The sequence below is a fragment of the Streptomyces katrae genome (assembly GCF_002028425.1).
GTDB classification, from domain to species: Bacteria; Actinomycetota; Actinomycetes; order Streptomycetales; family Streptomycetaceae; genus Streptomyces; species Streptomyces katrae_A.
The window spans coordinates 805,453-830,000 of the sequence record NZ_CP020042.1; the positions used below are offsets into that span (position 1 = coordinate 805,453).

The window sequence follows — 24,548 nt, forward strand, 5'->3', positions numbered from 1 at the left end:
CGGCCCGGAAGGAGACCCGCCGCCATGGCCCTCGCCGCCCCGCAGTTCCAGGTCCGCCGCCCCGCCGCCGCCCTGCGCACGGCGGCCGGCCGGCCGCGGTCCGGGTGGGCGGGCCGGGGGCTGCCCCGCCCCGCGACGGTGTTCACCGGGTGCGGGCTGGCGCTGCTGCCGTGGATGGTGGTGCTGGCGCAGACGATGCCGCGGACGGCCGGGGTGTCCCACTGGTCCACCGCCTGGATAGGCCTGGACGCGATGCTCGCGGCCGGGCTGACGGGGACGGGCCTGCTGCTGCGCACGGGCGATCCGCGGGTGGCGCCGGTGGCGGCGGCGACGGCGGCGCTGCTGGCGATGGACGCCTGGTTCGACGTCACGACCTCTCTGGGGACCGGCGAGCAGGGGCTGGCGCTGCTGCTGGCGGCCGGGGCGGAGCTGCCGCTGGCGGTGGCCTGCGCGGTGGTGGCCGCGCGGCGCACCGCCTGAGCGGCTCGGGCGGGCCGGTTACTCGATGACGAGCTCGACGGGGATGTTGCCGCGGGTGGCCTTGGAGTACGGGCAGACCTCGTGCGCCTGCTTGACGAGCAGGGCGCCGGTCTCGCCCTCCAGGGACTCGGGGAGCTCGATGCGCAGGGTGACGGCGAGGCCGAAGCCGGTCGCGTCCTGGCCGATGGAGGCCTCGGCGGTGACGGAGATGTCACCGGTGTCCACCTTGGCCTGACGGCCGACCAGGCCCAGCGCGCTGGCGAAGCAGGCGGCGTACCCGGCGGCGAAGAGCTGCTCGGGGTTGGTGCCCTGGCCGTTGCCGCCGAGCGCCGGGGGCATGGCGAGCGCGAGGTCGATCTGGCCGTCGGAGCTGACGGCGCGGCCCTCGCGGCCGTTGGCGGTGGCGACGGCGGTGTACAGCGCGTCCATCGGGAGGTCCTTTCAGAGGGGCGGGGCGGCCGGTGGCCGGCCCTCGACCACAAATAGAGCACACAATTCAGTTGTGCACAACTCAATCGCTTACAAGGCGGCTCGGGTAGACTGGCGCCCATGACGGAGCAGCCCATGACCGAGCCCGGCGACACCCTCCGCGACCAGGACTTCCTCCGCCTCGACGGGCAGATCTGCTTCGCGCTGGGCGCCGCGAACCGCGCCTTCGGCGGGCTCTACCGGGTCATCCTCAAGGACCTGGAGCTGACCTACCCCCAGTACCTGGTGATGCTGGTGCTCTGGGAGCACGGGACGATGCCGGTCAAGCAGCTGGGGCAGCACCTGCGGCTCGACTCCGGCACCCTCTCCCCCCTGCTCAAGCGGCTGGAGGCGGCCGGACTGGTCCGCCGCGAGCGCAGCACGCAGGACGAGCGGTCCGTGCACGCGGTGCTCACGGAGCAGGGCGCGGCCCTGCGGGAGCGCGCCGCGGAGGTGCCGCGCAGGATCGCGCGGGCCACCGGGTTCGAGCTCGCCGAGATCCGCGAGCTGCAAGAACGCCTGGGCCGCCTGACGGCCGCCCTGGACGCGGCCGTGGACTCCGTCGCCCAGGACTGAGCCGCGGCCTCAGGCCTCCGGCCGGCGCTCCATCGCCGGGCGCAGGCGCTCCAGCAGGGCGTAGAGGGTCGCACCCTCCGTCTCGTCCAGGGTGTCCAGCGCCCCGTGCGTGGCCTGCATCTCCTCGCGCACCCGCCGCATGGTCTCGCGGCCCTCGTCGGTCGCGACGACGTTCTTGACCCGGCGGTCCCTCGGCTCGGGCTCGCGCCGCACCAGCCCGCGCGCCTCCAGCCGGTCCACGATCCCCGTGACGTTCGAGGCGTCACAGGCGAGCAGGGAGGCCAGGCCGCGCATGGGCACCGGGCCGTCGAGCTGGGCCAGGACCTTGGCCTGGGTGGAGGTCAGCCCGTACCGGGCGGCCGCGGCGGCGAAGTCCCGCCACTGGGCCGTGCCGATGGCGGCGAGCAGTTCCAGCAGTTCCAGCTTGGCGGGGCGGTGCGTCGCGGTGGTGCTCATGGCTCGGACCCTACTCGAGGATCGTTGACATTATCAACCTTTTACTTGACCACCTTAAGCATCTCTGGCTACCTTCGGGGAAGTACTTGATGACATGAAACATCTGCGTCCTCAAACAACCGGGCGCAGGATTCCGAAGCACCGAAGCACTGAGAAGGTCCCCGCAGCCATGAGCTCCGCCGCATCCGCCCCCGCAGAAGGCAGGAGCAGGAACGAGACGGTCATCGTCTTCGCCCTGAGCCTCGCCGCCATGGTCGTGTCGATGATGCAGACCCTGCCCGTACCGATCCTGGGCCTGATCCGCAACGACCTCGGCACCACCACCGCCAACGTCAGCTGGGTGACCACCGCCACCCTGCTGTCCGCCGCGGTCTTCACCCCGCTGCTCGGCCGCTTCGGCGACCAGCACGGCAAGAAGCCCACCCTGGTGGCCGTCCTCGGCGTGATGGTCGCGGGTTCCGTGGTCGCGGCGCTCGCGAGCTCGCTGCCCCTGCTGATCCTGGGCCGGGTGCTCCAGGGCTCCGCCACCGCCATCTTCCCGCTGGCCCTCTCCGTCCTGCGCGAGGAGGTCCGCCCGCAGAAGCTGCCCGGCGCGATGGCGCTGGTCAGCGGCACCCTCGCGTTCGGCAGCGGCCTGGCGCTGGTCGCCACCGGCCTGCTGACCTCCGGCGAGAACGCCGACTACCGCAACGCCTTCTGGATGGCCACCGGCTTCGCCACGCTGGCCCTGCTCGCCGTCGTCTTCCTGGTCCCGGCGACCCGTCACAAGACCGGCGGCCGCACCGACTTCCTCGGCGCGCTGACCCTCGGCATCGCCCTGCTGCTGCTCCTGCTGCCCATCTCCCAGGGCCACGAGTGGGGCTGGTCCTCCGCCCGCACCCTGGGCAGCTTCGCCGGCGCCGCCGTCATGACGGCCGTCTGGGTCCTGGTCGAGCGCAAGGTCGCCGAACCGCTCGTCGACATGAAGATGTTCGTGCACCGCCCGGTGCTGATGGCCAACCTGGCCGGCATCCTCGTCGGGTTCGGCATGTTCGCGAACTTCCTCGGCGTCTCCTACCTGGTCCAGATGCCGCAGAAGCTCACCGGCTACGGCTTCGACGCCTCCATCCTGCGCGCCTCCGTCCAGTTCCTGCTGCCCGGCGCCATCGTCTCCCTGCTCGCCTCCCCCGTGGGCGGCCAGCTGGTGCGCCACCGCGGGCCGCGCCTGGCCCTCGCCGTCGCCGCCGCGCTCGGCGCCGCCGGCTTCGGGTGGCTGGCTCTCGACCACGGCCACACCGCCTCCGTGATCGGCGCGGGCGTCGTCGTCGGCGCGGCCGTCAGCTTCGGCTACGCGGCCATGCCCGCCGTGATCATGTCGAGCGTCCCGCACCACCAGAGCGGCATCGCCAACGGCATCAACTCCATCTCCCGCTCCACCGGCAGCGCGATCGGCAGCGCCATCGTCACCACGATCCTGGCGTCCAAGACGATCGAGCACCTTCCCAAGGGAGTTCCGCCGCTGCCCGCCGAGTCCGGGTTCACCCTCACCTTCTGGATCGGTGCCGCCGCGTTCGCGCTGGTCGCCGTCATCAGCTGGCTGGGGCTGCGCTCCGGCCACGGCCCGCGCGTCGTCGGAGGGGCCGCCGCCAGCGCCGCTCCGCAGAAGGCCGCGGAGACCGCCTCCGCCCGCTGACCCCACCTACGCCCCGCCCGCTGCCCCCGGTCCCGCACGGACCGGGGGCAGCGGCGTTTCCGGCCCGGAACGCCACTCGGCGACGGGGGGTGCACACCCGCGGCGAGGCGTTGTCAGTGGGGCTCGCTAGTCTCCCGACATACCGCAGCCCAGCAGGCGTTGAAGCCTTCCTCCGGGCTGCGCAAGACGGTTTCCGGACAGGCGGAGGGGCACGGCTGATGGCTTGGCTGGCGTTGGACGAGGGGTACGAGGTCTCCCTCGTGGAAGGGCGGGTCGCCGTACGGCGGCCCGCGGGGCGGCAGTTGAAGACGGTCCCCAAGGCGCTGCGCGACCACCCCGAGGTGGACCGGCTGCGCCGGCTCGCCGAATGGCTCGACCGGCACGAGGCCGCCTGCGTGGCCCAGGTGGACGCCTGGATGGTCTCCTCGCTGCCCGTGCCCACCGCCCTCCTGGCCCGGGTCTGGCGCGACGAGGCCTGGCAGGCCGCCCTGCGCGACCTGGCCGTCGTCGGTGACGCCGACCCCGACGAGGTGGGCTTCCTGCGCGACGCCACCGACGCCGGCGAGCTCAAGGTGGTCAACCTCGACGGCGAGACCGTACGCCTCTCCCCGCGCACGGTGACCCTGCCGCACCCGGTGCTGCTGCCCGACCTGGACGACGTACGGGAGTTCGCGGCCGAGCTGGACATCACCCAGCGCGTGGAGCAGATCCACCGGGCGACCTGGACCCGGCCCGAGGAGGTCAAGGCCTCCGCCACCGAGGTACGGGACTACGCGGGCGGCAAGTTCCCCTCCCGGTTCAGCCTCGCGGCCCGCGCCACCGGCCTCGGCTACCGCGTCTCCGGCGGCTACGCCACCTGCCGGGTCCGCGACACCGGGCGGGCGGTGGAGGCGGCCGTGTGGATCGGCGAGCCCTACTGGGAGGACGAGTCGGAGACCGGCGCCCTGAGCTGGCACGACGAGGAGGGCCGGGCCGTCCGGCTCGGCGAGGTCGGACCGGTGGCCTGGTCCGAGGGGATGCGGATGGCCGCGGCGCTGTACGCCGGGCGCAAGATCGAGGAGGGCGGGAACGCATGAGCACCGACACCACCGAGGCACTGGCCGGTACGGACACCGGCGCGGGGAGCACGAGCGCCGGACTCCTCGCCGCCGGCGCGGTCCTGCCCGAGGACACCGCGGACGCGGGCCCCGGGGCCGTCCCGCTGACCGCCCGGACGTACCGTCACCCGGCGCTCGGGGACGAGCGGGTCGTCGTCCGGCTGGCCGCGGCCGAGCTGGGCGCCGCCGAAGACCTCGCCGCGGGCTTCCTGGGCCTGATACCGGACGGCGAGCCCGCCGTCGTCGGCCTCGGCCGCCGGCAGGCGCTCGGCTTCCCCGAGTGGGTGCTCGTGCACCACCCCGAGGACGGGCACCACGCCCTCGCCCTGGTCCCGGAGCTGGACCGGCTGGCCCGGCAGGCGAAGACCAAGCCCAAGGCCGCCCTCGACGCCTGCACCGAGATCGCCGAGCGGCTCGCCGCCTCCCTCCCGCACTTCCTGCCCGTCTTCCACGAGCAGGCCGCGCGCGTCTTCCTCGCCGTCGAGAACACCACGTACGCGGCCCAGCTGTTCGGCCGGGCCCGGGCCGCCGAGGCCCGCTACGGCCTGGCCGTCGACGAGGACCGCCTCGACGCCGTCTTCCTGGAGTTCGCCCTGGCCGGCGCCCTGCCGGTGAAGGTGCTCACCGGCTACGGCAAGGAGCTCGCCCAGCGGGTCTCCCCCGCCGAGGCCTTCACCCGCTTCCGCCGCCTGTGCGTCCGCCGCACCTCGGGCGGGCTCCCGCCGTCCGCGCAGGCCACGACCGAGCTGCGGCGCCTGGCCCGAGCGGCCGGGCTGAAGGGCAACCTGCCCGAGCAGGAATACCTGGCCGAGCTGCTGCCGCTGCCCGCCACCCTGCGGGCGGCGGCCGGCTGGTGGAAGTCCCACCGCGCCGCGCTCATCGCCCTGGCCCGGGGGGTGCCGTCCGTACGGGGCACCCTGCTCGGCATGGTGCCGGGCGGTACCGGTGAGGCGGGCGAACTGTCCGTGATGTGGCTGGAGGTGCTGGAGGAGTCCGGCGCCACCGCCGGACTGGCCGACGACACCGTGCCCGAGGAGCAGCGCTCCCCCGACGGCACCGCGGGCTGGCTGGAGCGCTTCCACACCGCCCGGTACGCCGGCTGGGGCAACCCGCCCGCCGTGCCGGCCCTGCTGGAGCTCGTCACCCGCTGCGCCGGCCGGCTGCGCGCCGAACTGGCCCTGCCGGGCCGCGAGCAGGGCCTGCGCCTGGGCCTCCAGGACGTGAACCTGCTCGACCTGCTGCTCTCCCTCGGGCTTCCGGTCGCCGACCCCGAGGACGGCCCCCGGGCCCTGATGGGCCTGGAGGAGTGGAACCGGTCCGCCGAGCCGCGCGACCTGGTGGCGCTGTGCGCCGACGAGCGGCTGCGCCCCGCCTTCCTGCGCACCCTCAACCGGTTCAACAGCCACATGTCGGGCGGCCGCGAGACCGTGCGCCGGCTCGCCGTCACCCCCGGCAGCAGCCCGCTGATCGCCGAGTGGGTCCGCGAGGTGGCCGCCGAGTCCACGGCCTCGGCCCTGCCCGACCTGCCCGAGGCGATCCGCCGGCTGACCTGGCTGCCCGCCGAGGCCCTGGCGCTGGCCCCGGAGGAGGTGGGCAGGGCCGCCGCCGCCGACCTGGGCGAGGTCCTCGCCCGCACCCTGCGCGGCGGCCTGTTCGAGGAACTGGTCTGGCCGGCCTGGGAGAGCGCCGTCCGCGAGCTGACGCCCGGCCGCGGCCGCGGCCACCTGACCGTGATGGACGCCTGGCCGTACGTCATCGTCGCCAACTCCACGCAGGTGCGGGTCCTCGACGCCGACTCCACCGTGCTCACGCACGACCTGCGGGTACCCTCCGGCAACCACCGCCAGACCGGCTTCCACTACACCGACGGCGACCTGCTCGTCTTCTGGGCCACCTACAACGGCCCCGTCGAGGGCTACTGGCTGAGCGCCCCCGACGACGTGCTCACCCTGGACTCCTCGGCCACGTACTGGCAGATGCGCTCCGGGCACGCCTCGCTGCCGCTGGCCGGCGGCGGCCGCACCACCGGCCTCGGCGTGCTGCACCGCGGCGACAGCCGGATCCCGGCCGAACGGCCCGTCATCTCCGACGGGACCTCGTACTGGGCCTGGGACGGCGACGGCGAGCCCGGCGGCCGGGGCTGGGCCGAGTACGACCCCGCCACCGGGGCGACGGGACGTCGCTCGATGCCGGCCTTCCTCTCCGAAGCCCTGCGCGACCACCCCGGCGGCAGCAGCCTGCCCGACAACGTCGGCCAGAACTGGCTGCGGCCGGCGCCCGCCGTCGAGGGCTCCGTCCTGGGCACCTCCGAAGACGGCCTGCTGGGCTGGCGCGCCGTGCGCGTGCCCGGCCGGGGCTGGCACGGCTCCGACACCACCGGCGGCCGGGTCACCGTCCCCGAGGGCGGCGCCAGGCCGGAAGCGGCGGTCCGCCTGCCCGGCGACGAGCGGCCCCGCGCCGTGACGAGCGACTGGCGGACCCTGTCCCTGCGCGACCCCGAGGGAGCCGTCACCGCCCGGGTCACGGCGAGCCACCACGGCGCCCCGCTCGCCGCCGGCGGCGCGGAACTCCCGCCGCTCACCCACTGGTACTGCCTGCGCCCCCGCGACCCCGAGGGCTCGGCGGCGCTGCGCGCACTGGACGGCGCGGCCGCCGGAGCGCTGCTGAAGGCGGCCGGGGAGGCGGAGAAGCGCGAGGAGCTGCCTGCGCTGGTGCGCTCCGCCCTGCCCGCGGTCGGCGAGCCCGTGCTGATCGCCGGGGTGGTCGACGCGGTCCGCGCCGCGCTGGTCCAGCGCAAGGCCCTGGCCGGGGTCGCGCAGTCGCTGGCCGGCCGCCCGGCGGCCCCGCCGCGGCCGCGCGCCGTGCGCGGGCCCTCCGACCAGCTGCTCGACGCCGCCCTGCACGGGCTGACGGGCAACCCCTACCACCGCTACCTCGGCGGGGACCTCGACGCGACGTTCGTGCTGCTGCGGACGCTGGGGACGGCCGTCGCCGACACCGCCGCCGAGGCGGTGCCCGGACGGCTGCACGTGGACCTGCCGAAGCTGGCGCAGTCCTCGTTCCCCTGGGCGGGGCTGCTCCTGGAGGCACCCGCCGCGGTCGCGTACCGCGCGGTCGTCACCGGCACCACCGAGGAGCAGCGGGCCGACCTGTGCCGGGCGCTGTCCGAGGTGGAGGCGCTCGGCCTGGCCTCGGCCGAGACCTCCGCCGCCCGGTGGCGGCGCCTGACGGTACGGATCGACACCGGCCACCTGCTGGGCGCCGACGGCCGGGAGCGGGGCAAGGGCGGCCGGCACCGCGCGGTGGTGCCGCTCGGCGGCGGGGCGGTGCTCGCGCTGAACGAGCAGACCCGGGAGTACGAGCGGGCGCGCGAGTTCGACGCGCTGCTGCACGACCCGGCCGGCGCCTTCGCGGTGCCCGCGCCCTACACCGGCGCCGGCGAGGCGGTGACGGTCGGCGACCGCGAGCGCGGGGCCGGCTGGCTGGCGGCGTTCCTGAAGGAGGCCACCGAGCGCGGCCCGGCGCCGTGGTTCCCGGAGGCGGCCGAGGAGTTCGGCCGGCTGACCGGCGTGTCGGCGGCCATGGCCCGTCTGGTGCTGGCGGGGCTGCCGTACGTGGACACCCACGACCGCAATTTCCTGCCCGCCGAGCTGCGCGGGGTCCTCGGGGTCAAGGCCGCGGACGCGGCGCCCGCCCGCAACGACCTCCGGGACCTCTCCCCCGAGGTGCGGCGCGAGCTGGTCGCGGCACTGCTGCCCGCCGACCCGGCGCGGCTGTGGACGCACGGACCGGACGCGGAGGCCGCCGCGCGGGTGTGGAACCGGCGCGCGGGCCGCCGTACGCCGGTGCCCGAGTGGCTGCTCGCCGACGCCGCCAAGGAGGTCCGCCCGGCGTGGTCGGCGCACCGGGCGCTGCCCGCGCTGCTGGACGCGGCGGCGTCCCCGGTGCTGTCCGCCGACACCGCCTGGACCGTCAAGGGGAACCGCGCCGAGCCCGTGGTCCCGGGCGGGCACCCCTTCGACACGGCCGTGCTCACGGCGTCGGTGGGCTTCGCGGCCTGGCTCGCGCACCGGCTGCCCGCCGGGCACCCCGTACGGTCCTGCCTGCCGCCGGCGCTGACGGCCGTACGGCAGCGGCTGGCCTCGCCGGACCTGCTGCTGAGCGTCGGGCACTACGTGAGCCTGCCCGACTTCCGCAAGGCGGCCGGCACCCCGACCGAGACCGCGGAGGGGTACGAGCGGTACGGCGCGGTGGTACTGCCCACGCACGGCGGCCACCCCCTGCCCGCGCTGCGCACGGCGCTGCTGGACTCGACCGGGTCCGACCCGTACCTGCCGCTGCTGCGCGGCACCGAACAGCTGCCCTCCTCGGCGGAGACGGCGCTGCGCCTGGCCCACGACCCGGGCTTCGCGGCGCTGCTCGCCGACCCGGGAGCGCCGGTGGCGGGCGCGGTGGACGTGGAGGGCACCTGGTGGCCGCAGGACCCGGGCCGCAGCGTCCCGGAGCTGGTGGCGGAGGTGTCCGCGGAGTACGGGCTCGGCGCGGACGCGGCCGTCCTGTACCTGGCGCTGCTCGCGATGCCCGACCCGACCGACCGGAACACGGCCCGCTGGACGGGCTGGAAGCCGGCCCGGCTGAAGGCCGCCCGCGCGGAGCTGGCCGCCACGGACCTGGTGGTGTCGGCCACCCGCGGCCGGGCCGGGCGCTCCCTGTTCCTGCCCGGCCCGTGGGCCGAGCCGGACTCGCCCGCGCTGCCCGTCGAGCAGTGGAAGCTGCCGATGTACGGCGTGGCTCCGGGCGGCCGGCCGGTGCTGGGCGTGCTGGTGCCCGCCGAGCCGGTCGCGAAGCTGTACCGCCGGGCGTGGGCGCGGGTCCGCGAGGGCGACGTGCCGCGCTTCGAGGAGCTCAAGGTGAAGCGCACCACGGGCCGGCGGCGCTGAGCCGCCGCCCGTGACCGGCCCCGGCGGGGGCGCGGGCCCTGACCGGCCCCGCCCCCGCCGGGCCCCTCCTTCCTTTCCGTACGGCGGAAGCCTCCGTACGGCTGAAGCCGAGAACACGAGGACTTGACCATGACCATGACCGAACCGTCCGCACCCGCACGGCAGGTCGTGCCTGCCGAGGAGCGGTACGCCGCCGAACTGGCCTTCCTCGCCGCCCAGGACACCGGCCCCCGTCCTCCGGGCTGGGCGCTGACCCCGCGCGCGGTGGTCACCTTCGTGTGCGGCAGCGACGGCGAGGAGCTGGCCCTGCCCAAGCGGCGCGCCGGGATGCCGTCGAAGCTGGTGATCGCGCCGAAGTTCGTCGGCGAACGCGCCCTGGTGGAACGCTGCGTGGTGACCCTGGCCGGTGAGCGCGGGCTGCTGCTCACGGGTGAGCCGGGCACCGCCAAGTCGATGCTGTCCGAGCTGCTGTCGGCCGCCGTGTGCGGCACCAGCGCGCTCACCGTGCAGGGTACGGCGGGCACCACCGAGGACGCCTTCCGCTACGGCTGGAACTACGCCCTGCTGCTGGCGCAGGGCCCGACCCGGCAGGCCCTGGTCGACTCCCCCGTGCTGGCGGCGATGCGCACGGGGCGGGTGGTACGGGTCGAGGAGATCACCCGCTGTCTGCCCGAGGTGCAGGACGCGCTGGTGTCGATCCTGTCCGACCGGCGGGTGAGCGTGCCCGAGCTGACGGCGACGGAGGACTCGGTGGTCTCGGCGGCCCCCGGCTTCACCGTCATCGCCACCGCCAACCTGCGCGACCGAGGCGTCTCGGAGATGTCGGCGGCGCTCAAGCGGCGCTTCAACTTCGAGACGGTCGGCCCGATCTCCGACCCGGACGCGGAGGCGGCGCTGATCCGCCGGCAGGCCGTCGCCGCCGTGGAGCGGGCCGGGGCGGCGTTCGGGGTGGACGACAGCGTGCTCGACGCACTCGTCACCGTCTTCCGGGACCTGCGCTCGGGGCGCAGCGCGGAGGGCTGGGACGTGGAACGGCCCGGAACGGTCATGTCCACGGCGGAGGCGGTGCAGGTGGCGGCCTCGCTGGGGGTCGCGGCCGCGTACCTGCCGGGCGGTGACGTGCTGGACCTGCTGCCGGGGCACCTGCTGGGCGTCGTCCGCAAGGACGACCCGGCCGACCACGGGCGGCTGCTGGGCTACTGGGACGGCCCGGTGCGCCGCCGGGCCGAGGACGGCTCGGCGATGTGGCGCCGGCTCTGGGACCTGCGCGGGAGCCTGCGTTGACGCTCGCCGCTGATCCACGGAAGGCCGTGGAGGCCCTGGCCGCCTCGCGCACGCCGTACCTGCTGGGCGTACGGCACCACAGCCCCGCGCTGGCCGCGGTGGTTCCGGCGCTGCTGGACGCCGCGGACCCGGAGGTGGTCTGCGTGGAACTGCCGGCCGACTTCCAGCCGTGGCTGCGCCACCTGGCCGACCCGGAGACCGTCGCCCCGGTGGCCCTGGCGGGCCTCGGCCGCGAGGGCCGGCTGGCCTTCTACCCGTTCGCGGACTTCTCCCCGGAACTGGCGGCCCTCCGCTGGGCGCGGGAGCACGGCGTGGAGGTCCTGTGCTGCGACCTCCCCCTGTCGGACGGGGGCTGGTCCCTGACGGCGGCGGCTGGCCCGGGCCCCGGCGGGGCCGACGGGCCGGGTGCGGACCGTGCCGACGGGCCCGCCGAGGCCGCCGCAGGGCGCCGGGCGGAGCCTGCCTCCGCGTCGGCTCCTGCCGCGACCGGACCAGGTGCCGACCGTGGCAACGAGCCCGCCGAGGCCGTCGTCACGCGAGGCACGGGCCCTGCCGACGGGCCGGATGCCGACCTTGCCGACGGGCCCGCCGAGGCCGCCGCCGGGTGCGGTGCGGACCCTGCCGAGGCGCCGGGTACCGACCCTGCCGACGGGCCCGCCGGTGACGCCGTCCGGCGCCGGACGAAGCCTGCCGCCGCGTCGGCTTCGGCTACGACCGGACCAGGTGCCGACCGTGGCAACGGGCCCACCGAGGCCGTCGTCGGGCGCGGCTCGGAGCCTGCCGACGAGCCGGGTGCGGACCTGACCGGACCCGCCGGCGGGCCCCGGGCGGGGGACGCCCCGGCGGAGGCGGACGTGCCGAGCGGCCGGGACGGTGCCGCTGTGGGGCGGCGGTCGTACGCGGACGCGCTCGCCGCGTCCGGGTCCGGGCGCGACGGGGACGACATGTGGGACCGGGCCGTGGAGGTCCTGGCCCCGGGCTGCTCCCCGGAGGCCGTGCGCCGCGCCGCGCTCGGCGTCGGCTGGGCCCTGCGCGCCGACGCGGGCACCGTCCCGGCGACGGACCTGGCGCGGGAGTCGCACATGCGCGACGTCCTCTCGGCGGCCGGCGAGGGCGGCCGCCGGGTGGCGGCGGTGATCGGCGCCTTCCACGCCCCGGCACTGCTGACGGGCACCCCGGTACCAGGACCGCGCAGGGGTGGGGCCGAGGCCGGATCAGAGGCCGAGGCCCGACCCGAGGCCGGGGCCGGATCAGAGGCCGAGGCCGGATCAGAGGCCGAGGCCGGATCAGAGGCCGAGGCCCAGGCCAAGGCCGACGCCCAGACAGAGACCATGCCTTGGACCGAGACTGGACCCCGGGGCGGGACCGGGCCCCAGGCCAAGGCTGACGGCCAGACACGGGCTGACGCCCAGACAGAGAGCGGATCTCGGAGCGAGACCGGACCCCGGACCGAGGCCGGAGGCCAGACAGAGGACGGACCCCAGACGGAGGCCAGCGGCAAGGCCGGTAGCGATGGCGGGGTCGGTAGTGGCTCCGGCGGCTCGATCCGGGTGGGAGCCGAAGCTCCGGCCGGAGACGGTTCCGGCGCTGCCGGGGGCCGAGGCGGTACCGGGTCCGCGTCCGAGCCGGGTGACGGGGCCGAGGGCGGAAGCCGGGCGGCCGGGGCCCGTGCGGGCGTTCGGGCCCGGGGCGTCGCCGGGTCAGCGCGGCCGGGGGCCGGGGACGGGGTGGTGACCTCGTTCGTCGCGTACTCCTACGATCTGCTCGACTCCCGCTCCGGCTATCCCGCCGGAATCCGGGATCCGCTGTGGCAGCAGGCCGTCTTCGAGGCCGGCGGGGATCCTGTGCGGCTGCGGGAGGCGGCCTCGGCCGCGCTCACGCGGCTGTGCCGGGAGCTGCGCCGGGCCGGGCACACCGCCGGGACCGGGGAGGCCGCCGAGACCCTGCGGCTCGCCTGCGATCTGGCAGGGCTGCGCGGGCTCCCCGCACCCGGCCGGGGCGAACTCCTCGAGGCCGTCACCACGGTGCTCGGGCAGGGCGAACCCCTCGGCCGGGGGCGGGCGCTGGCCCGCGCCCTGGAGGCCGTCTTCGTGGGAACGGGCCGCGGCCGGACCGCCCCGCACGCCCCGCGCTCCGGTCTCGGCCCCTCCGTGGAGGAGGAGTTGGCGGGCCTGCGGCTGCCGTCCCCCGAGGACCCGGCGCCGCGCGAGGTACGCCTCGACCCCCTGCGCTCCGAGCTCGACGGGCGCCGCGAGGTGCTGCTCCGGCGCCTGCTGGTCTGCGGGGTCTCGTACGGCGAGCCCGTGGACGTCGCCGTCACCGGCGACGGCACCGCCCTGGGCAGCAAGTGGCGGTTGTCCTGGACCCCTTCGGTACCGGCCCGCCTGGACCTGGCGGGGGTCCGCGGCGTCACCGCCGCCCAGGCGGCCGCGGGTACGCTGCGCGACATCGCACGCCGCGAGGCCGCCCAGGGCGGCCCGACTGCCGCCCAGGTACTGGCCGGGCTGGAGGCCGCCGCACGCTGCGACCTGCCCGAACTGGTCGACGTACGACTGGAGGAGGCGGCCGCCGTGCTGCCTCAGACCGCCGGGGTGGCGGAACTCCTGGGGGCCGTCGACCTGTTGGAGGGGCTGCGGCGCGGCCACCTGCCCGGCGCCTCCGCCGGGGCCCGGGCCGTCGCCGAGGCGCTGGCCGGCGATCTGCTGGACACCGCCGTACGGTCGCTGCCCGGCCTCGCGGGCAGCGACGACCCCGCCGACGCGGCCGCCCTGGTGGCCCTCTCCGACCGGGCCGCGGCCCGCCGGCTGGGGGTGCGGATGGACGCCGCCCTGGCGGAACTCGCGGAGGGCGGGAGCCCGTTGATGCGGGGGGCGGCGCTGGCCGTACGGGTGCTGCTGGACCTGGACCCGGCCGCCGGGCTGGGTGCCCGCGCCGCCGCCTGGGTGGACGGGGCCGCCACGGCCGACGGGCGGCGCACCCTGGCCCGCCGGATCGCCGGGCTGCTGACCGCGGCCGGGCCGCTGCTGGAGACCTCCCCCGCCGCGCTGACCCCGCTGCTGGACCGGGTGGACCGCCTGGCCGACGAGGCCTTCCTGCAGCGGCTGCCCGCGCTGCGGGCCGGGTTCGACGCGCTGTCCCCGGCCGCGCGGGACCGGCTGCTGGACACGGTGACCGAGCGCCTCGGCGACCGGCTCGACCTGACCCTCGACGCACCGGCCGCCCTGCTCGCCCTCTGGGCCGCCGCCGACGCGGCGGGGCTGGGAGCCCTCAAGGAACTCCCGCTGCCCACCCGTTCGACCCAACCGACGGGCTCGACCGCCGACGGCACTCCCCCGACCTGCCCGGACCCGAGCAGTCCGACCGCGGGAGCGGAGGCGCACGCGCCCACGGCGCAGCCGACCGCGACCGGCGCCGCGGCAGCGACGGCCACCGACCCCGCGGACGCAACCCCCACCCGTACGGGTGAGCAGACCGGCACGGCCGCCGCCGAAAGGGCAGCCCACCCGGGCAGGCCCGAGCCAGACGGGCCGGCCGCCGGAGCGGCGGCCTCACCGCAACCGGAGCACCCGACGGGCACCAACCCCGCAGACGCGGCCCCCACCGGTACAGCTGAGCAGACCAGTACGGCGGCCGCCGGAGGGGCAGCGCACCCGGATTCGGGCGCGGTGGACTCCATCGATCCGGCGCAACCAGGCGGCGCGATCCCCCGAGCAGCGACGCCCGGACACCCGCAGCGACCCTCCCCGACGGCCGGGGGAGCCGTGGCCCGCAGCCGTGCGGCGCGGCCGACGGGTACGGCCGCGCAGGCGGCGGCCCTTGAAGGGGCCGGCTCCGGCGACGGGCAGCGGCTGACGGCCGCCGACCGGTGGCGGCTGCTGCTGGGGCGCCAGCGTGACCGGCTGCCCGCAGGGGCGCACCGTTACGCCCGCGCCCTCGACGAGCTGTACGGAGCGGGGCGCGGCGAGGGCTCCGGGGACGTCGGCCGGTCCGGGCCCGGCGGCGGGGACGGGCCGTCCTTCCCGACGGCCCGGGAGTGGTCGCAGGAGCTGGAGTCGCTGTTCGGTGCCGACGTACGGGAGGAGGTGCTCGCGGACGCGGCGGGCGCGGGCCGTACCGACGTACTGGCCCAGCTCGACCCGGCGTCCGTGCGGCCCTCCGTGGAACTGCTGACCTCCGTGCTCTCCCTGGCCGGCGGCATGCCCGAGCAGCAACTCGCCCGGCTGCGGCCGCTGGTGAAGCGGCTGGTCGACGAGCTGGCGGCGCAGCTGGCCACCCGGATGCGCCCGGCCCTGTCGGGCCTGTCCACCCCGCGCCCGACCCGGCGCCCCGGCGGCCGGCTCGACCTGGCACGCACCCTGCGGGCCAACCTGGCGCACACGCGGCGCCTCGACGACGGACGGGTGGTCGTGGTCCCGCAGCGGCCGGTGTTCAGCACCCGTGCGTCCCGTGAGGCGGACTGGCGGCTGATCCTGGTGGTGGACGTCTCCGGCTCGATGGAGGCCTCCGTGGTCTGGTCGGCGCTGACGGCGGCCGTGCTGGGCGGGGTTCCGACCCTGTCCACGCACTTCCTGGCCTTCTCCACCCAGGTCGTGGACCTGACCGGCCGGGTCGCCGACCCGCTCTCCCTCCTGCTGGAGGTCCGCGTCGGGGGCGGTACCCACATCGCGGCGGGCCTCGCGCACGCCCGGACCCTGATCACGGTGCCGAGCCGCACCCTGGTCGTGGTGGTCAGCGACTTCGAGGAAGGCGCCCCGGTCGGGGGCCTGCTCGGGGAGGTCCGTGCGCTGGCCGCGTCCGGAGCCCATCTGCTGGGCTGCGCCGCGCTCGATGATTCCGGCGCGCCCCGGTACTCGGTCCCGGTGGCGCGGCAACTCGTCGCGGCCGGGATGCCGGTGGCCGCGCTCAGCCCTCTCGCCCTGGCCCGCTGGGTGGGCGACCGACTCCGTGGGGAGGCCCGATGACCAGCCCGCTGTTGCCGCCCGTCGCCGCCGAGGTGACGGCGGAGGCCGTGGAGGCCCTGAGCGCCCGGCTGCGCAAGAGGCTCGACGCGGCCGTGGAGGGCTGCCGGGACGGTGCGGAGGCCGGGGCGGACGGGAGCGTCGTCGTCTCCTTCGGCGAGGACGCGGTGGTGACGCTGCGCCCGGGGCCCTCGGGGGCGGTCGCGGAGGCCGGGCAGGCCGCCTGCACCTGCCTCCTGGCGCCGCGCTGTCTGCACCGCGCGGCGGTCCTGGCCGCGTGCCCGGTGGCGGACCCGCTGCCGTGGCCCGGGCCGGGCGAGGACGCGGGGGTGTCGGCCTCATGGTCGGAGGCGGGGTCCGGGCCCGGCGGGGCATCCGGCCCGGACCCGGACCCCGGGGCCGGACCGTTGCCCGCCGGCACGGTCGCCGCTGCCGGGCGGGAGGCCACCACGGCCGAGGGCCCCGCCCCGCATGCGGACGCGTTGCCTCCGGGCCACGGCACCGCGGCCGCCGGACCCGCCGGCACGCCGGGAATGGCCACAAGGACCGGCCCGGCCGGAAACGGCCTCCCGGGTGGCGCCGGAGCCGCCGAGCAGCCCGATGCCACCGGACGGCCCCACACCCCAGGCCCAGCCGGGACCGCAGGCACGGGTGCCGGTGCTGGGGCCGCAGGCCCAGGCACCCCCGGCCCAGGCAGCCCCGGCGCCGCCCCTAGGGCCGCCGAGGCCAGGACCGTCGTGGGTGGGGCGGGTCGGGGTGGGGGCGCGCCTAGTGCCGCGCAGGTGCGGGCCGGGGCCGGGTTGTGGGCCGTGGGGGCCGAGGCGCTGGCGGCCGGGGTGGCCGCCGGGGGTGCCGTCGTGCAGGCCGAGTTGCTGCGGGCCGCGCACACCGCGCGCGTGGCCGGGCTGCCCGGTGCCGAGGCCGCCGCGCTGCGGGTGGTGCGGGGGCTGCGGGCCGCGCGGGAGCGCAGGGCCGGGGAGCGGCTGGCCGACCTGGCCGCCGCCTTCGAATCGCTGCTGCGCACCGCCGCGCTGCTGGCGGCCGGTACGGGCGGCCCCGGGCTGACCGGGAGCGGCCGCCGCGCCTACGCGTCGGGAGGCAGCCTGAGGGTGCACGGCCTGTGCCGGGAACCCGTGCTGACCGCGACCGGCTACGGGGGCGTGGTCACCCACCTCCTCGGTGCGGACGGCGTGCCCTACTCGCTGTCGGACGTCCGTCCCGGCGGACTCGCCCGCGCCAGGGGTGCGGGGGCCGCGTCCGTGGCCCTCGGCGGCGGGGTCCTCGATCATGCCGGCCTCGCGCGCGGCGGCCTGCGCATCGCCGGGGCGACGGTCTCCGCCGACGGGCGGCTCGGCGCGGGGCGCGGGGTCCGGGCCACGCCCGTGCCGGGCCTCTCCTGGGACCGGGAGCCGGTCGCCGCGCTGTTCGCCCGCCCGGCGGCCGAGGCCGTCGCCGGGCTGCTCGCGCAGGACGCCGAACCCGGCCTGCTGGGCTGCGCCGTCCGGGTGGAGGGCGCGGCCGGCGACCACGTCCTCGCACGGGAGCTGTCGCCCGACGGCACGGTACGGGCGGACGCGCCGCTGCTGCGGCTGCTCCCCGCGCACCCGCACCCGGAGCTGGCGCACACCGCGAACCTGCGCCGGCTGGCCGGCTGGCCGGGGCTGGCGCTGCGGGTCCTGGGCCGCCCGGACCCGGACCGGGCGGCCACGCTGCGGCCGCTCGCGGTGGGGCCGGTGCCCGGGGCGGGGTACACGCTGCGGCTGCCGCCCGAGTGGCGGGACCGGGCCGACCTCGGCTACGACCGCCTCCAGGGCGGCCACGTCACCGGCGAGGCCCCCGCCGCCGCGCCGGGCCCCGTCGCACCGGGTCCGGATCCGCTGGCCGACTCGCCCCTGTGGCGGGTACGGCGGCTGCTGGAGGCCGGGGTCGCGGGCGGCCGCCGTGCGGTGGCGGAGTCGGCGCGGTCGCCCGAGCCGGAGGCCGGGTACGGGCCGTTGCGCCGGGCCGGCTTCACGGCGGCGGCCGGCCTGGCCGCCGCCCTCGTCGCGGAGGCGGACCGGCGGCCCCGGGACGCCTTCGGCCGGCTCACCGACCCGTCGGCCGACGGGTACGCGTGGGCCTGGCTGGCGGCCTCGGCGCACCTGACGGCGGCGCGGCGGTCGTTGGTGGCCGCCTCCTGGGCGTAGGCCGACGTGGGCCCGGCGTGGGCCCGGCGTAGGCCCGACGTAGGCCCGGCGTGGGCCCGGCGTAGGCCGTTCGGCTTGCGGACCCCATGGGGCCGGGGGACACAATGGGCCCTAACGGTGTGAAACTCGGATGAAATTGCATAAAAAATGCACACCGTTCGAGTTTCACGTTCCTGCGCCCGCCCGGTGGGAGGGGAATGTGAGTTCCGAACCGCTGTCAGAGCGTCCCACCGGCCCGCCCTCCGGCCCCCTCTCCGGGCGCCCGTCCGGAGACCAGGGCGGTCCACCGCCACCGCCCCCGCCCTCGGGCGGCGGCCCGCCGTCGGGTCCCGGCGGACCGCCGCCGTCCTCCGGCGGGGACGGCCACCGCCCCTGGTGGCGGTCCGTGCCGCGGATCGCGGCGATCACCGCCGCCGTCGTCGTCGCCGTGGTCCTGGCCGTGGTCCTCGGCCGCCCCGGCAGCCAGACGGCCTCGGCCGGGGAGGTCATCCTCCAGCCCACGGACGACGCGGGCGTGGACCCCTACACCCCGTCGACCGCGAACACCACCTCCGCCCTGCCCGCGGCGGCCCCCAGCACGGCTCCCGCCAAGCGGGACAACATCGCCAGCGTGGCGGGCTCGGAGCCGGGCCTCTACGGCGGCACCCGCAACACCGCCAGCTGCGACGTGGAGAAGCAGGTCCGCTACCTGTCGGCCGACCCCGCCAGGAACCGTGCCTTCGCCTCGGTCGTGGGCGTGCAGGAGTCCTCGGTCCCGAGCTATCTGCGGTCGCTCACGCCCGTGCAGCTGCGTTCGGACACCCGCGTGACCAACCACGGCTACCGCAACGGCGTCGCCACCAGCTACCAGTCCGTGCTGCAGGCGGGCACGGCCGTGCTGGTGGACAAGTACGGGGAGCCGAAGGTGCGCTGCGCCTGCGGCAACCCGCTGAGCCGGGTGGTCCCGCAGCAGGGCACGCCGCGGCAGAAGGGGCCCAGCTGGCCCGGGTACCAGCCGCAGAACGTGGTGGTCGTCAACCGCTCGACCACGGTGATCAACGTCTTCGTCATCTACGACCCGAAGGACAAGCAGTGGGTCCACCGGTACACGGGTGACCAGGTCCACCACGACAAGCCGGCCCCTCCCCCGCCCCGGCACTGGCCGACGAGCCCGCCGCCCCCGCCGACGACCTACACCCCGGGGACCCAGACGCCCTGGACGCACACCCCCGGAACGCAGACGCCCGGAACGCAGACGCCCGGAACGCAGACGCCCGGGACGCAGTCCCCGGGCACCAGGACGCCGACCACCGAGTCCCCGGGCACGAAGTCCCCGGGCACCACGCCCCCGGCGACGCAGACCCCGGGCGTGAAGCCGCCGACGACCACCCCGACCGGCACGCCCACGACCACCCCGACCGGGGCGACCCAGACCCCCGCCACGCCGACGCCCACGACCCCCTCGCCGGCGAGCGAGACCCCGGCCACCCTCACGCCCACTCCGACCCCCACCGCCGAAGCGACGCCGACCCCGACCCCGACGCCCCCCTCGGCGACCGTGACCCCGTCCACCGAACGGACGGTCACCCGGCCGCCGACCACTCAGCCGCCGACCACTCAGGCGCCGACGACCCGGGCGCCGTCCACCCCGCCGCCGGTCACCGAGAAGCCCGCGGTACCGCCCCCGGAACCGACCCAGGCACCCGTCACCCCGCCGCCGCCCACCCGGGCACCGGAACCCCCCGCGCCTCCCACCGAGGCCCCGCCCCCTCCGACCGAGCGGCCCGCTGAACCGCCCGCCCCCGACCAGAACCAGCAGAACCAGAACCAGAACCAGAACCAGCCCGGGTACTAGCCCGCTCGTCCGACCTCCCGCCGGGGCCCGGCCTCCGGCGGGAGGTCGCGTACGTACACGAGCCCGTCGACCGACGTCAGGTGCGCCGGGTCCAGCGGCGCGTAGCCGAACCAGGGCGAGACGCGCCGTGCGGGCGGCGTGCCACCGAGGGCGGCGGCCAACCCGCGGGCGTCGACGAGAGGGCGGTCCTCCGGCAGCGCATGCAGCAGCCCCTCCACCGTGTCCTGGGGCGGGGTGTCCACCCCGTGGTGCCGGATCGTGCCGACGGCCGTGGGGACGAAGGCGTACTCCCGGCCGAGGCGGGCGTCCACCAGCGCACCGGCGCTCCACCACTCCATCGGTGCCCCGCCCATCCGCATGCTGCTCTTCTCCCGCTGGAGGTGGGCGTTGTGCGCGAAGACCAGGACCGGCCCCCGCTCGGTGAGGGCGAGGAGGTTGTCGGCCATCATCCGGTCGCGCACCCCCGACAGCCGGGCCCAGCGCAGCGGCGAGCGGTCGGCCGTCCAGTGGTGGTAGTGCAGCAGGCCGGTGGCGGTGCGCCCGTACAGGCGCGCCCGCTCCCAGTCCTCCCTCGAGGTGTCGGAGATCAGCTGCGGGGCCTGCTCGTCGAGCAGCTCCACCAGGTCGTCGGCGAGCAGCCGCAGCTCCCGGGCCGCGGCGGAGCGCCCGACGGACAGCGCCGGGTCCCACATCACGCCCTCGTCGGTCCACGGTCCGTCGGCGCCGAGCAGGCGGTCGAGCGCGTCGGCGTCGCAGGGGAGCAGCGAGGGATCGACCGATGCCGCGAGGAGGCCGTGGAGGGCGGTGAGGGCCCGCCGGGGGCTCTCGGCCGAGGTGATCTCCAGCGGGCCGTCGATGCCGGCGAAGCGCAGGCGGCCGGCGGCGGGCCGGGCGGCGTTGTACTGGCGCATCCAGCGCACGAGCTCGCGGTTGGCGGCGGAGGCGCCGAGCCCGTGGCTGAAGCCCTGCTCCATGACCGCGTCGAGGGTGCCCTCGCCGGTGGCAAGGTAGTCGTCCACGACCAGGCCCCGCAGGCAGTCGCTCTCGATCGCGACCGTCCGGTAGCCCTCCTCCTCGATCAGCCGGCGGAAGAGGTCGTTGCGCAGTTCGAGGAGGGCTTCCTCGCCGTGGGTGGGCTCGCCCAGGGCGAGCAGCCGGGGCCGGGTCCCGAGCAGTTCCATGAGGGCGGCGGCGTCGAGCGTACGGGTGGTGTCCTTGATGTCGATTGCCATGCCTTCAACGCTATCGTTGAACCTTCGGTGGAAACTTTGGCGAAGCTCTGCCCGCTACCACCGCCGGTATTGTCGGTCCCGTGGAAGAGAACCTTCAAAGGGGCAGGAAGCTCAGGCCGGTCGACCTGGCGCGGGCGCACGGTCTGTCCACGCAGGCCGTCAGGAACTACGAGGAGGCCGGGATCCTGCCGCCCGCCGCCCGCGGCGGCAACGGCTACCGCGCCTACACCCCGAGGCACGCTCTGGCCCTGGCCGCGTTCCTGGCGCTGGTGCCCGGCCACGGCCACGCGACGGCGACGGCGGTGATGCGGGCGGTGAACCGGGAAGCCGTGGACGAGGCCTTCCGCCTCATCGACCTGAGCCATGCCCAGCTGGCGGAGGACCGGCGCACGCTCGAAGCCGTGGAGCGGGCCCTGCGCGACCTGGCTCCCCCGCCCGGCGCGGAGACGGGTACAGGCACAGACAAAGGCGGGGGCGCGGACACGGCGCCGGAGGCCGGGGGGAGGGCCGGCGGGGCCGGCGGCCGGTTCATCGGCTCCCTCGCGCGGGAGCTCGGGGTCCGGCCCGCGACCCTGCGCAAGTGGGAGGCGGCCGGGCTGGTGCGCCCGCCCCGCGATCCGCTGACCGGATACCGCCGCTACGACGCGGCCGCCGTGCGCGACGCCCGGCTCGCCCACCAACTGCGGCGGGGCGGCTACCTGCTGGAGCAGATCGCCCCGCTGGCCGAGCAGGTACGGGCGGCGGGCGGGCTGGAGCCGCTGGAGGCCGCCCTCGGCAGCTGGCGGGCCCGGCTGTCGGCCCGCGGACGGGCCCTGCTGGCGGGGGCCGCGGAGCTTGAGGCGTACCTCCGGGAGCCTGTCAAGTAACGAACAGCCGGGGCTACGGGCCCCGCCCCTCCCCCGGGCACGGTGGAAGTCCACCGCCCCGCGCACCGTCGGGTGCCGGAGCACCCGTCCGGACCGGAGGCATCATGTTCCGTCGTGCGGGGGACCGCGTGACCCGCCGTCCCCGACTCGTGCTCCTCGCCGCGCTGGCCTTCCTCGTCCTGTCCGCCGTGTTCGGCGCGGGAGCGGCCGGCCGGCTGAAGAGCCAGGGCTACGACGATCCGCGCTCCGAGTCCAGCCGCGCCGCCCGGCTCCTGGCCGAGCACGCGGGGGCCGAACCGAATCTGGTCCTCGTCGCACGGGCCCGTACCGGCTCCGTCGACGACCCGGCGGCCCGCCGCGCGGGCGAGGCCCTGACCGCGCGGCTCGCCGCCGAACCGCACGTGAGCGGGGTGACCTCGTACTGGTCCGCGGCTCCCGGAGCCGCGCAGCTGCGCGGCCGGGACGGGGGCGCGGCCATGCTGGTGGCGCATCTGGACGGCGAGGGCGAGCAGCTGGGCGAGCGCGCCAGGCGGCTGGGCGAGGAACTGGGCACCGGCACCCCGGACGGCGGCGCCGGACAGGTCCTGGCCGTGCACGTCGGCGGTGCGGCCATGGTCGACGCCGAACTCCAGGACATCTCGGAGTCCGATCTGAAGCGGGCCGAGGCCGTCGTCCTGCCGGGCACCCTGGTGCTGCTGGTGCTGGTCTTCGGCAGTGTGGTGGCCGCGGCGCTGCCGCTGCTGATCGGGGTGCTGGCCATCGCCGGGACCCTGCTCGTGCTGAGCCTGCTGGGCGGCGTCACGGACGTGTCCGTGTTCGCCCTGAACCTCACCACGGCGCTCGGCCTGGGGCTGGGCATCGACTACGGGCTGCTGGTCGTCTCCCGGTTCCGCGAGGAGCTGGCCGCCGGACACCTCCCGCGCGAGGCCGCCGTGCGGACCGTGCGGACGGCCGGGCACACCATCGGGTTCAGCGCCGCGACGGTCGCCGCCGCCCTGGCCACCCTGCTGGTCTTCCCCCCTTACTTCCTGCGCTCCTTCGCGTACGCGGGCATCGCCGTGGTGGCCATCGCGGCGGTCAGCGCCGTGACCGTGCTGCCCGCGCTGCTGACGCTGCTCGGCGAACGGGTCAACGCCTGGCCCGTGCCCTGGCGCCGGCGGGCCCGCAGCGGCTCGGGCTCGCGGCTGTGGGAGGGGCTTGCGCGGATCGTCGTACGGCGGCCGCTGCTGGCGGCGCTGCCGGTGATCGGCCTGCTGCTGGTCCTCGCCGCCCCGTTCGCGCACGCCGGTTTCGCCACCCCGGACGACCGGGCGCTGCCGGTGAGTTCGTCCAGCCGGCGGACCGGCGACCTGGTGCGCGAGGAGTTCGACCCGGCGGGCGCGGGCCCGCTCACGGTGGTGCTGACGGGCGCGGTGTCCGCGTCGGAGCGGGCCGACTACGCCCTGAGGCTGTCGCAGCTGCCGCAGGTGGCCCGGGTGACCGGGCCCGGCGTGGGCTTCCGGCAGGGCCTGCCGGAGCCGGCACCCGGGCCCGCCCCGCAGGCCGCCCCGCAGTCTTCCCCTCAGGACGCCCCGGCCGGGGCGGGCTCCGACGGCACCGGCCCGGAGCGGCTTTCCGTGGTGCCGCTGGGCGATCCCCGGTCGAGCGCCGCGCAGCGGCTCGTGCACGAGGTCCGGGCCACTCCGGCCCCGGCCGGCGCGACCGTCCTCGTCGGCGGGCCGAGTGCGGTCCTGGTCGACGCCAAGGCCACGGTGGGGGCGCGGCTCCCGCTGGCGCTGTACCTGATCGCCCTCACCACCTTCGTCCTGCTGCTCGGCTTCACCCGGAGCCTGCTGCTGCCGCTGAAGGCGATCGCGCTGAACGCCCTGAGCCTCGCCTCCGTCCTCGGCGCGATGGTCTGGGTCTTCCAGTCGGGCCATCTGCGCGACCTGCTGGGCTTCACCCCCGGGCCGCTCAGCACGACCATGCCGGTCCTGCTGTTCTGCATCGTCTTCGGGCTGTCGGTGGACTACGAGGTGTTCGTGCTCGCGCGCATCAAGGAGGCGCACGAGGCGGGCGAGGACAACCCCACGTCGATCGTCTCGGGCATCTCCCGCACCGGCGGCATCGTGACGACCGCGGGCGCCCTGCTCGCGTTCACCCTGCTGAGCTTCGGCACCTCGCAGGTCTCCCTCCTGCAGTTCTTCGGCATCGGCGCCGGCCTCGGCGTCCTCCTCGACGCCACCCTGGTGCGGGGCGTCCTGGTACCGGCGCTGATGCGCCTGGCGGGCTCCTGGAACTGGTGGGCGCCCTGGCCGCTGACCGGCGCGCAGCCGGCGCCCCGGCCCCCGCCGCCCCGTCCCGCGCCACCCCCGCCCCCTCCGGCCGGCATCTGCCCCACCCGGGCGGTACTGGCGCCGCCCCCGGCCCCGGCCCCCGCGCCGCCCTGACCCCGGCGCGCCCCGCCCCGTTCCCCCCGACCCGTTCCCCCTCGACCCGTCCCCCCTCCCCCGTCACCAC

At 76.8% G+C, this 24,548-nt stretch carries 13 protein-coding genes and 1 pseudogene; 11 read left to right on the top strand and 3 right to left on the bottom strand.

Going from position 1 to position 24,548, the window contains the following annotated elements:
• Positions 1–24 precede the first annotated feature (24 nt).
• Positions 25–480 carry a hypothetical protein gene (locus B4U46_RS03780; RefSeq protein ID WP_079424069.1) on the top strand — a complete coding sequence of 152 codons (456 nt, stop codon included), beginning with the start codon at positions 25–27 and terminating at the stop codon, positions 478–480.
• A gap of 18 nt (positions 481–498) precedes the next feature.
• On the opposite strand, the gene B4U46_RS03785 is transcribed toward B4U46_RS03780, so the two are convergent.
• Complete coding sequence (locus B4U46_RS03785; RefSeq protein WP_079424070.1) at positions 499–909, bottom strand: organic hydroperoxide resistance protein; 411 nt, start codon at positions 907–909, stop codon at positions 499–501.
• Positions 910–1,029: 120 nt separating this feature from the next.
• On the opposite strand from B4U46_RS03785, the gene B4U46_RS03790 reads away from it, so the two are divergent.
• On the top strand, positions 1,030–1,524 hold the full coding sequence (locus B4U46_RS03790; RefSeq protein ID WP_100864720.1) for a MarR family winged helix-turn-helix transcriptional regulator: 495 nt from the start codon (positions 1,030–1,032) through the stop codon (positions 1,522–1,524).
• A 9-nt stretch (positions 1,525–1,533) separates the two neighbouring features.
• Here the strand turns inward: B4U46_RS03790 and B4U46_RS03795 are convergent, their stop codons facing one another.
• The gene (locus B4U46_RS03795) at positions 1,534–1,980 is read right to left on the bottom strand and encodes a MarR family winged helix-turn-helix transcriptional regulator (protein ID WP_079424074.1); all 447 of its coding nucleotides are present in this window, start codon (positions 1,978–1,980) and stop codon (positions 1,534–1,536) included.
• Between the two features lie 169 nt (positions 1,981–2,149).
• Between B4U46_RS03795 and B4U46_RS03800 the strand changes: the two genes are divergently transcribed.
• From B4U46_RS03800 to B4U46_RS03830, 7 genes and pseudogenes are all read left to right on the top strand, one after another.
• A complete protein-coding gene (locus B4U46_RS03800) occupies positions 2,150–3,652 on the top strand; it encodes an MFS transporter (protein ID WP_079424076.1) in 1,503 nt (500 codons plus the stop codon).
• Between the two features lie 218 nt (positions 3,653–3,870).
• Positions 3,871–4,728: a DUF4132 domain-containing protein gene (locus tag B4U46_RS03805; protein ID WP_079424078.1), complete on the top strand. Its 858-nt coding sequence runs from the start codon at positions 3,871–3,873 to the stop codon at positions 4,726–4,728.
• Positions 4,725–9,689, top strand: coding sequence for a DNA-binding protein (locus B4U46_RS03810; protein WP_237292608.1), 4,965 nt, complete (start codon positions 4,725–4,727; stop codon positions 9,687–9,689). Before B4U46_RS03805 ends, B4U46_RS03810 begins: the two co-directional genes overlap by 4 nt.
• A 129-nt stretch (positions 9,690–9,818) precedes the next feature.
• Positions 9,819–10,973, top strand: coding sequence for an ATP-binding protein (locus B4U46_RS03815; protein ID WP_185117338.1), 1,155 nt, complete (start codon positions 9,819–9,821; stop codon positions 10,971–10,973).
• Complete coding sequence (locus B4U46_RS38895; RefSeq protein WP_237292610.1) at positions 10,970–15,934, top strand: DUF5682 family protein; 4,965 nt, start codon at positions 10,970–10,972, stop codon at positions 15,932–15,934. The genes B4U46_RS03815 and B4U46_RS38895 overlap by 4 nt, the downstream gene beginning before the upstream one ends.
• Complete coding sequence (locus B4U46_RS03825; RefSeq protein WP_079424082.1) at positions 15,931–18,117, top strand: hypothetical protein; 2,187 nt, start codon at positions 15,931–15,933, stop codon at positions 18,115–18,117. Before B4U46_RS38895 ends, B4U46_RS03825 begins: the two co-directional genes overlap by 4 nt.
• A 199-nt stretch (positions 18,118–18,316) precedes the next feature.
• Positions 18,317–19,585, top strand: a pseudogene (locus B4U46_RS03830) (DUF6777 domain-containing protein); the annotation flags it as partial.
• Between the two features lie 362 nt (positions 19,586–19,947).
• On the opposite strand, the gene B4U46_RS03840 reads toward B4U46_RS03830, so the two are convergent.
• A complete protein-coding gene (locus B4U46_RS03840; protein ID WP_079424084.1) occupies positions 19,948–21,183 on the bottom strand; it encodes an erythromycin esterase family protein in 1,236 nt (411 codons plus the stop codon).
• 80 nt (positions 21,184–21,263) lie between these two features.
• On the opposite strand from B4U46_RS03840, the gene B4U46_RS03845 reads away from it, so the two are divergent.
• Both B4U46_RS03845 and B4U46_RS03850 read left to right on the top strand, forming a co-directional pair.
• Positions 21,264–22,049: a TioE family transcriptional regulator gene (locus B4U46_RS03845; RefSeq protein ID WP_079424086.1), complete on the top strand. Its 786-nt coding sequence runs from the start codon at positions 21,264–21,266 to the stop codon at positions 22,047–22,049.
• Positions 22,050–22,177: 128 nt separating this feature from the next.
• Positions 22,178–24,478 carry an MMPL family transporter gene (locus tag B4U46_RS03850; protein ID WP_159402068.1) on the top strand — a complete coding sequence of 767 codons (2,301 nt, stop codon included), beginning with the start codon at positions 22,178–22,180 and terminating at the stop codon, positions 24,476–24,478.
• The last annotated feature ends 70 nt before the right edge of the window (positions 24,479–24,548 follow it).

Coding starts and splice junctions, on each gene's coding strand:
- B4U46_RS03810 (WP_237292608.1), top strand. CDS start 4,725: ATGAGCACCGACACCACCGAGGCACTGGCCGGTACGGACACCGGCGCG.
- B4U46_RS03805 (WP_079424078.1), top strand. CDS start 3,871: ATGGCTTGGCTGGCGTTGGACGAGGGGTACGAGGTCTCCCTCGTGGAA.
- B4U46_RS03840 (WP_079424084.1), bottom strand. CDS start 21,183: ATGGCAATCGACATCAAGGACACCACCCGTACGCTCGACGCCGCCGCC.
- B4U46_RS03795 (WP_079424074.1), bottom strand. CDS start 1,980: ATGAGCACCACCGCGACGCACCGCCCCGCCAAGCTGGAACTGCTGGAA.
- B4U46_RS03790 (WP_100864720.1), top strand. CDS start 1,030: ATGACGGAGCAGCCCATGACCGAGCCCGGCGACACCCTCCGCGACCAG.
- B4U46_RS03785 (WP_079424070.1), bottom strand. CDS start 909: ATGGACGCGCTGTACACCGCCGTCGCCACCGCCAACGGCCGCGAGGGC.
- B4U46_RS03800 (WP_079424076.1), top strand. CDS start 2,150: ATGAGCTCCGCCGCATCCGCCCCCGCAGAAGGCAGGAGCAGGAACGAG.
- B4U46_RS03825 (WP_079424082.1), top strand. CDS start 15,931: ATGACCAGCCCGCTGTTGCCGCCCGTCGCCGCCGAGGTGACGGCGGAG.
- B4U46_RS03780 (WP_079424069.1), top strand. CDS start 25: ATGGCCCTCGCCGCCCCGCAGTTCCAGGTCCGCCGCCCCGCCGCCGCC.
- B4U46_RS03815 (WP_185117338.1), top strand. CDS start 9,819: ATGACCATGACCGAACCGTCCGCACCCGCACGGCAGGTCGTGCCTGCC.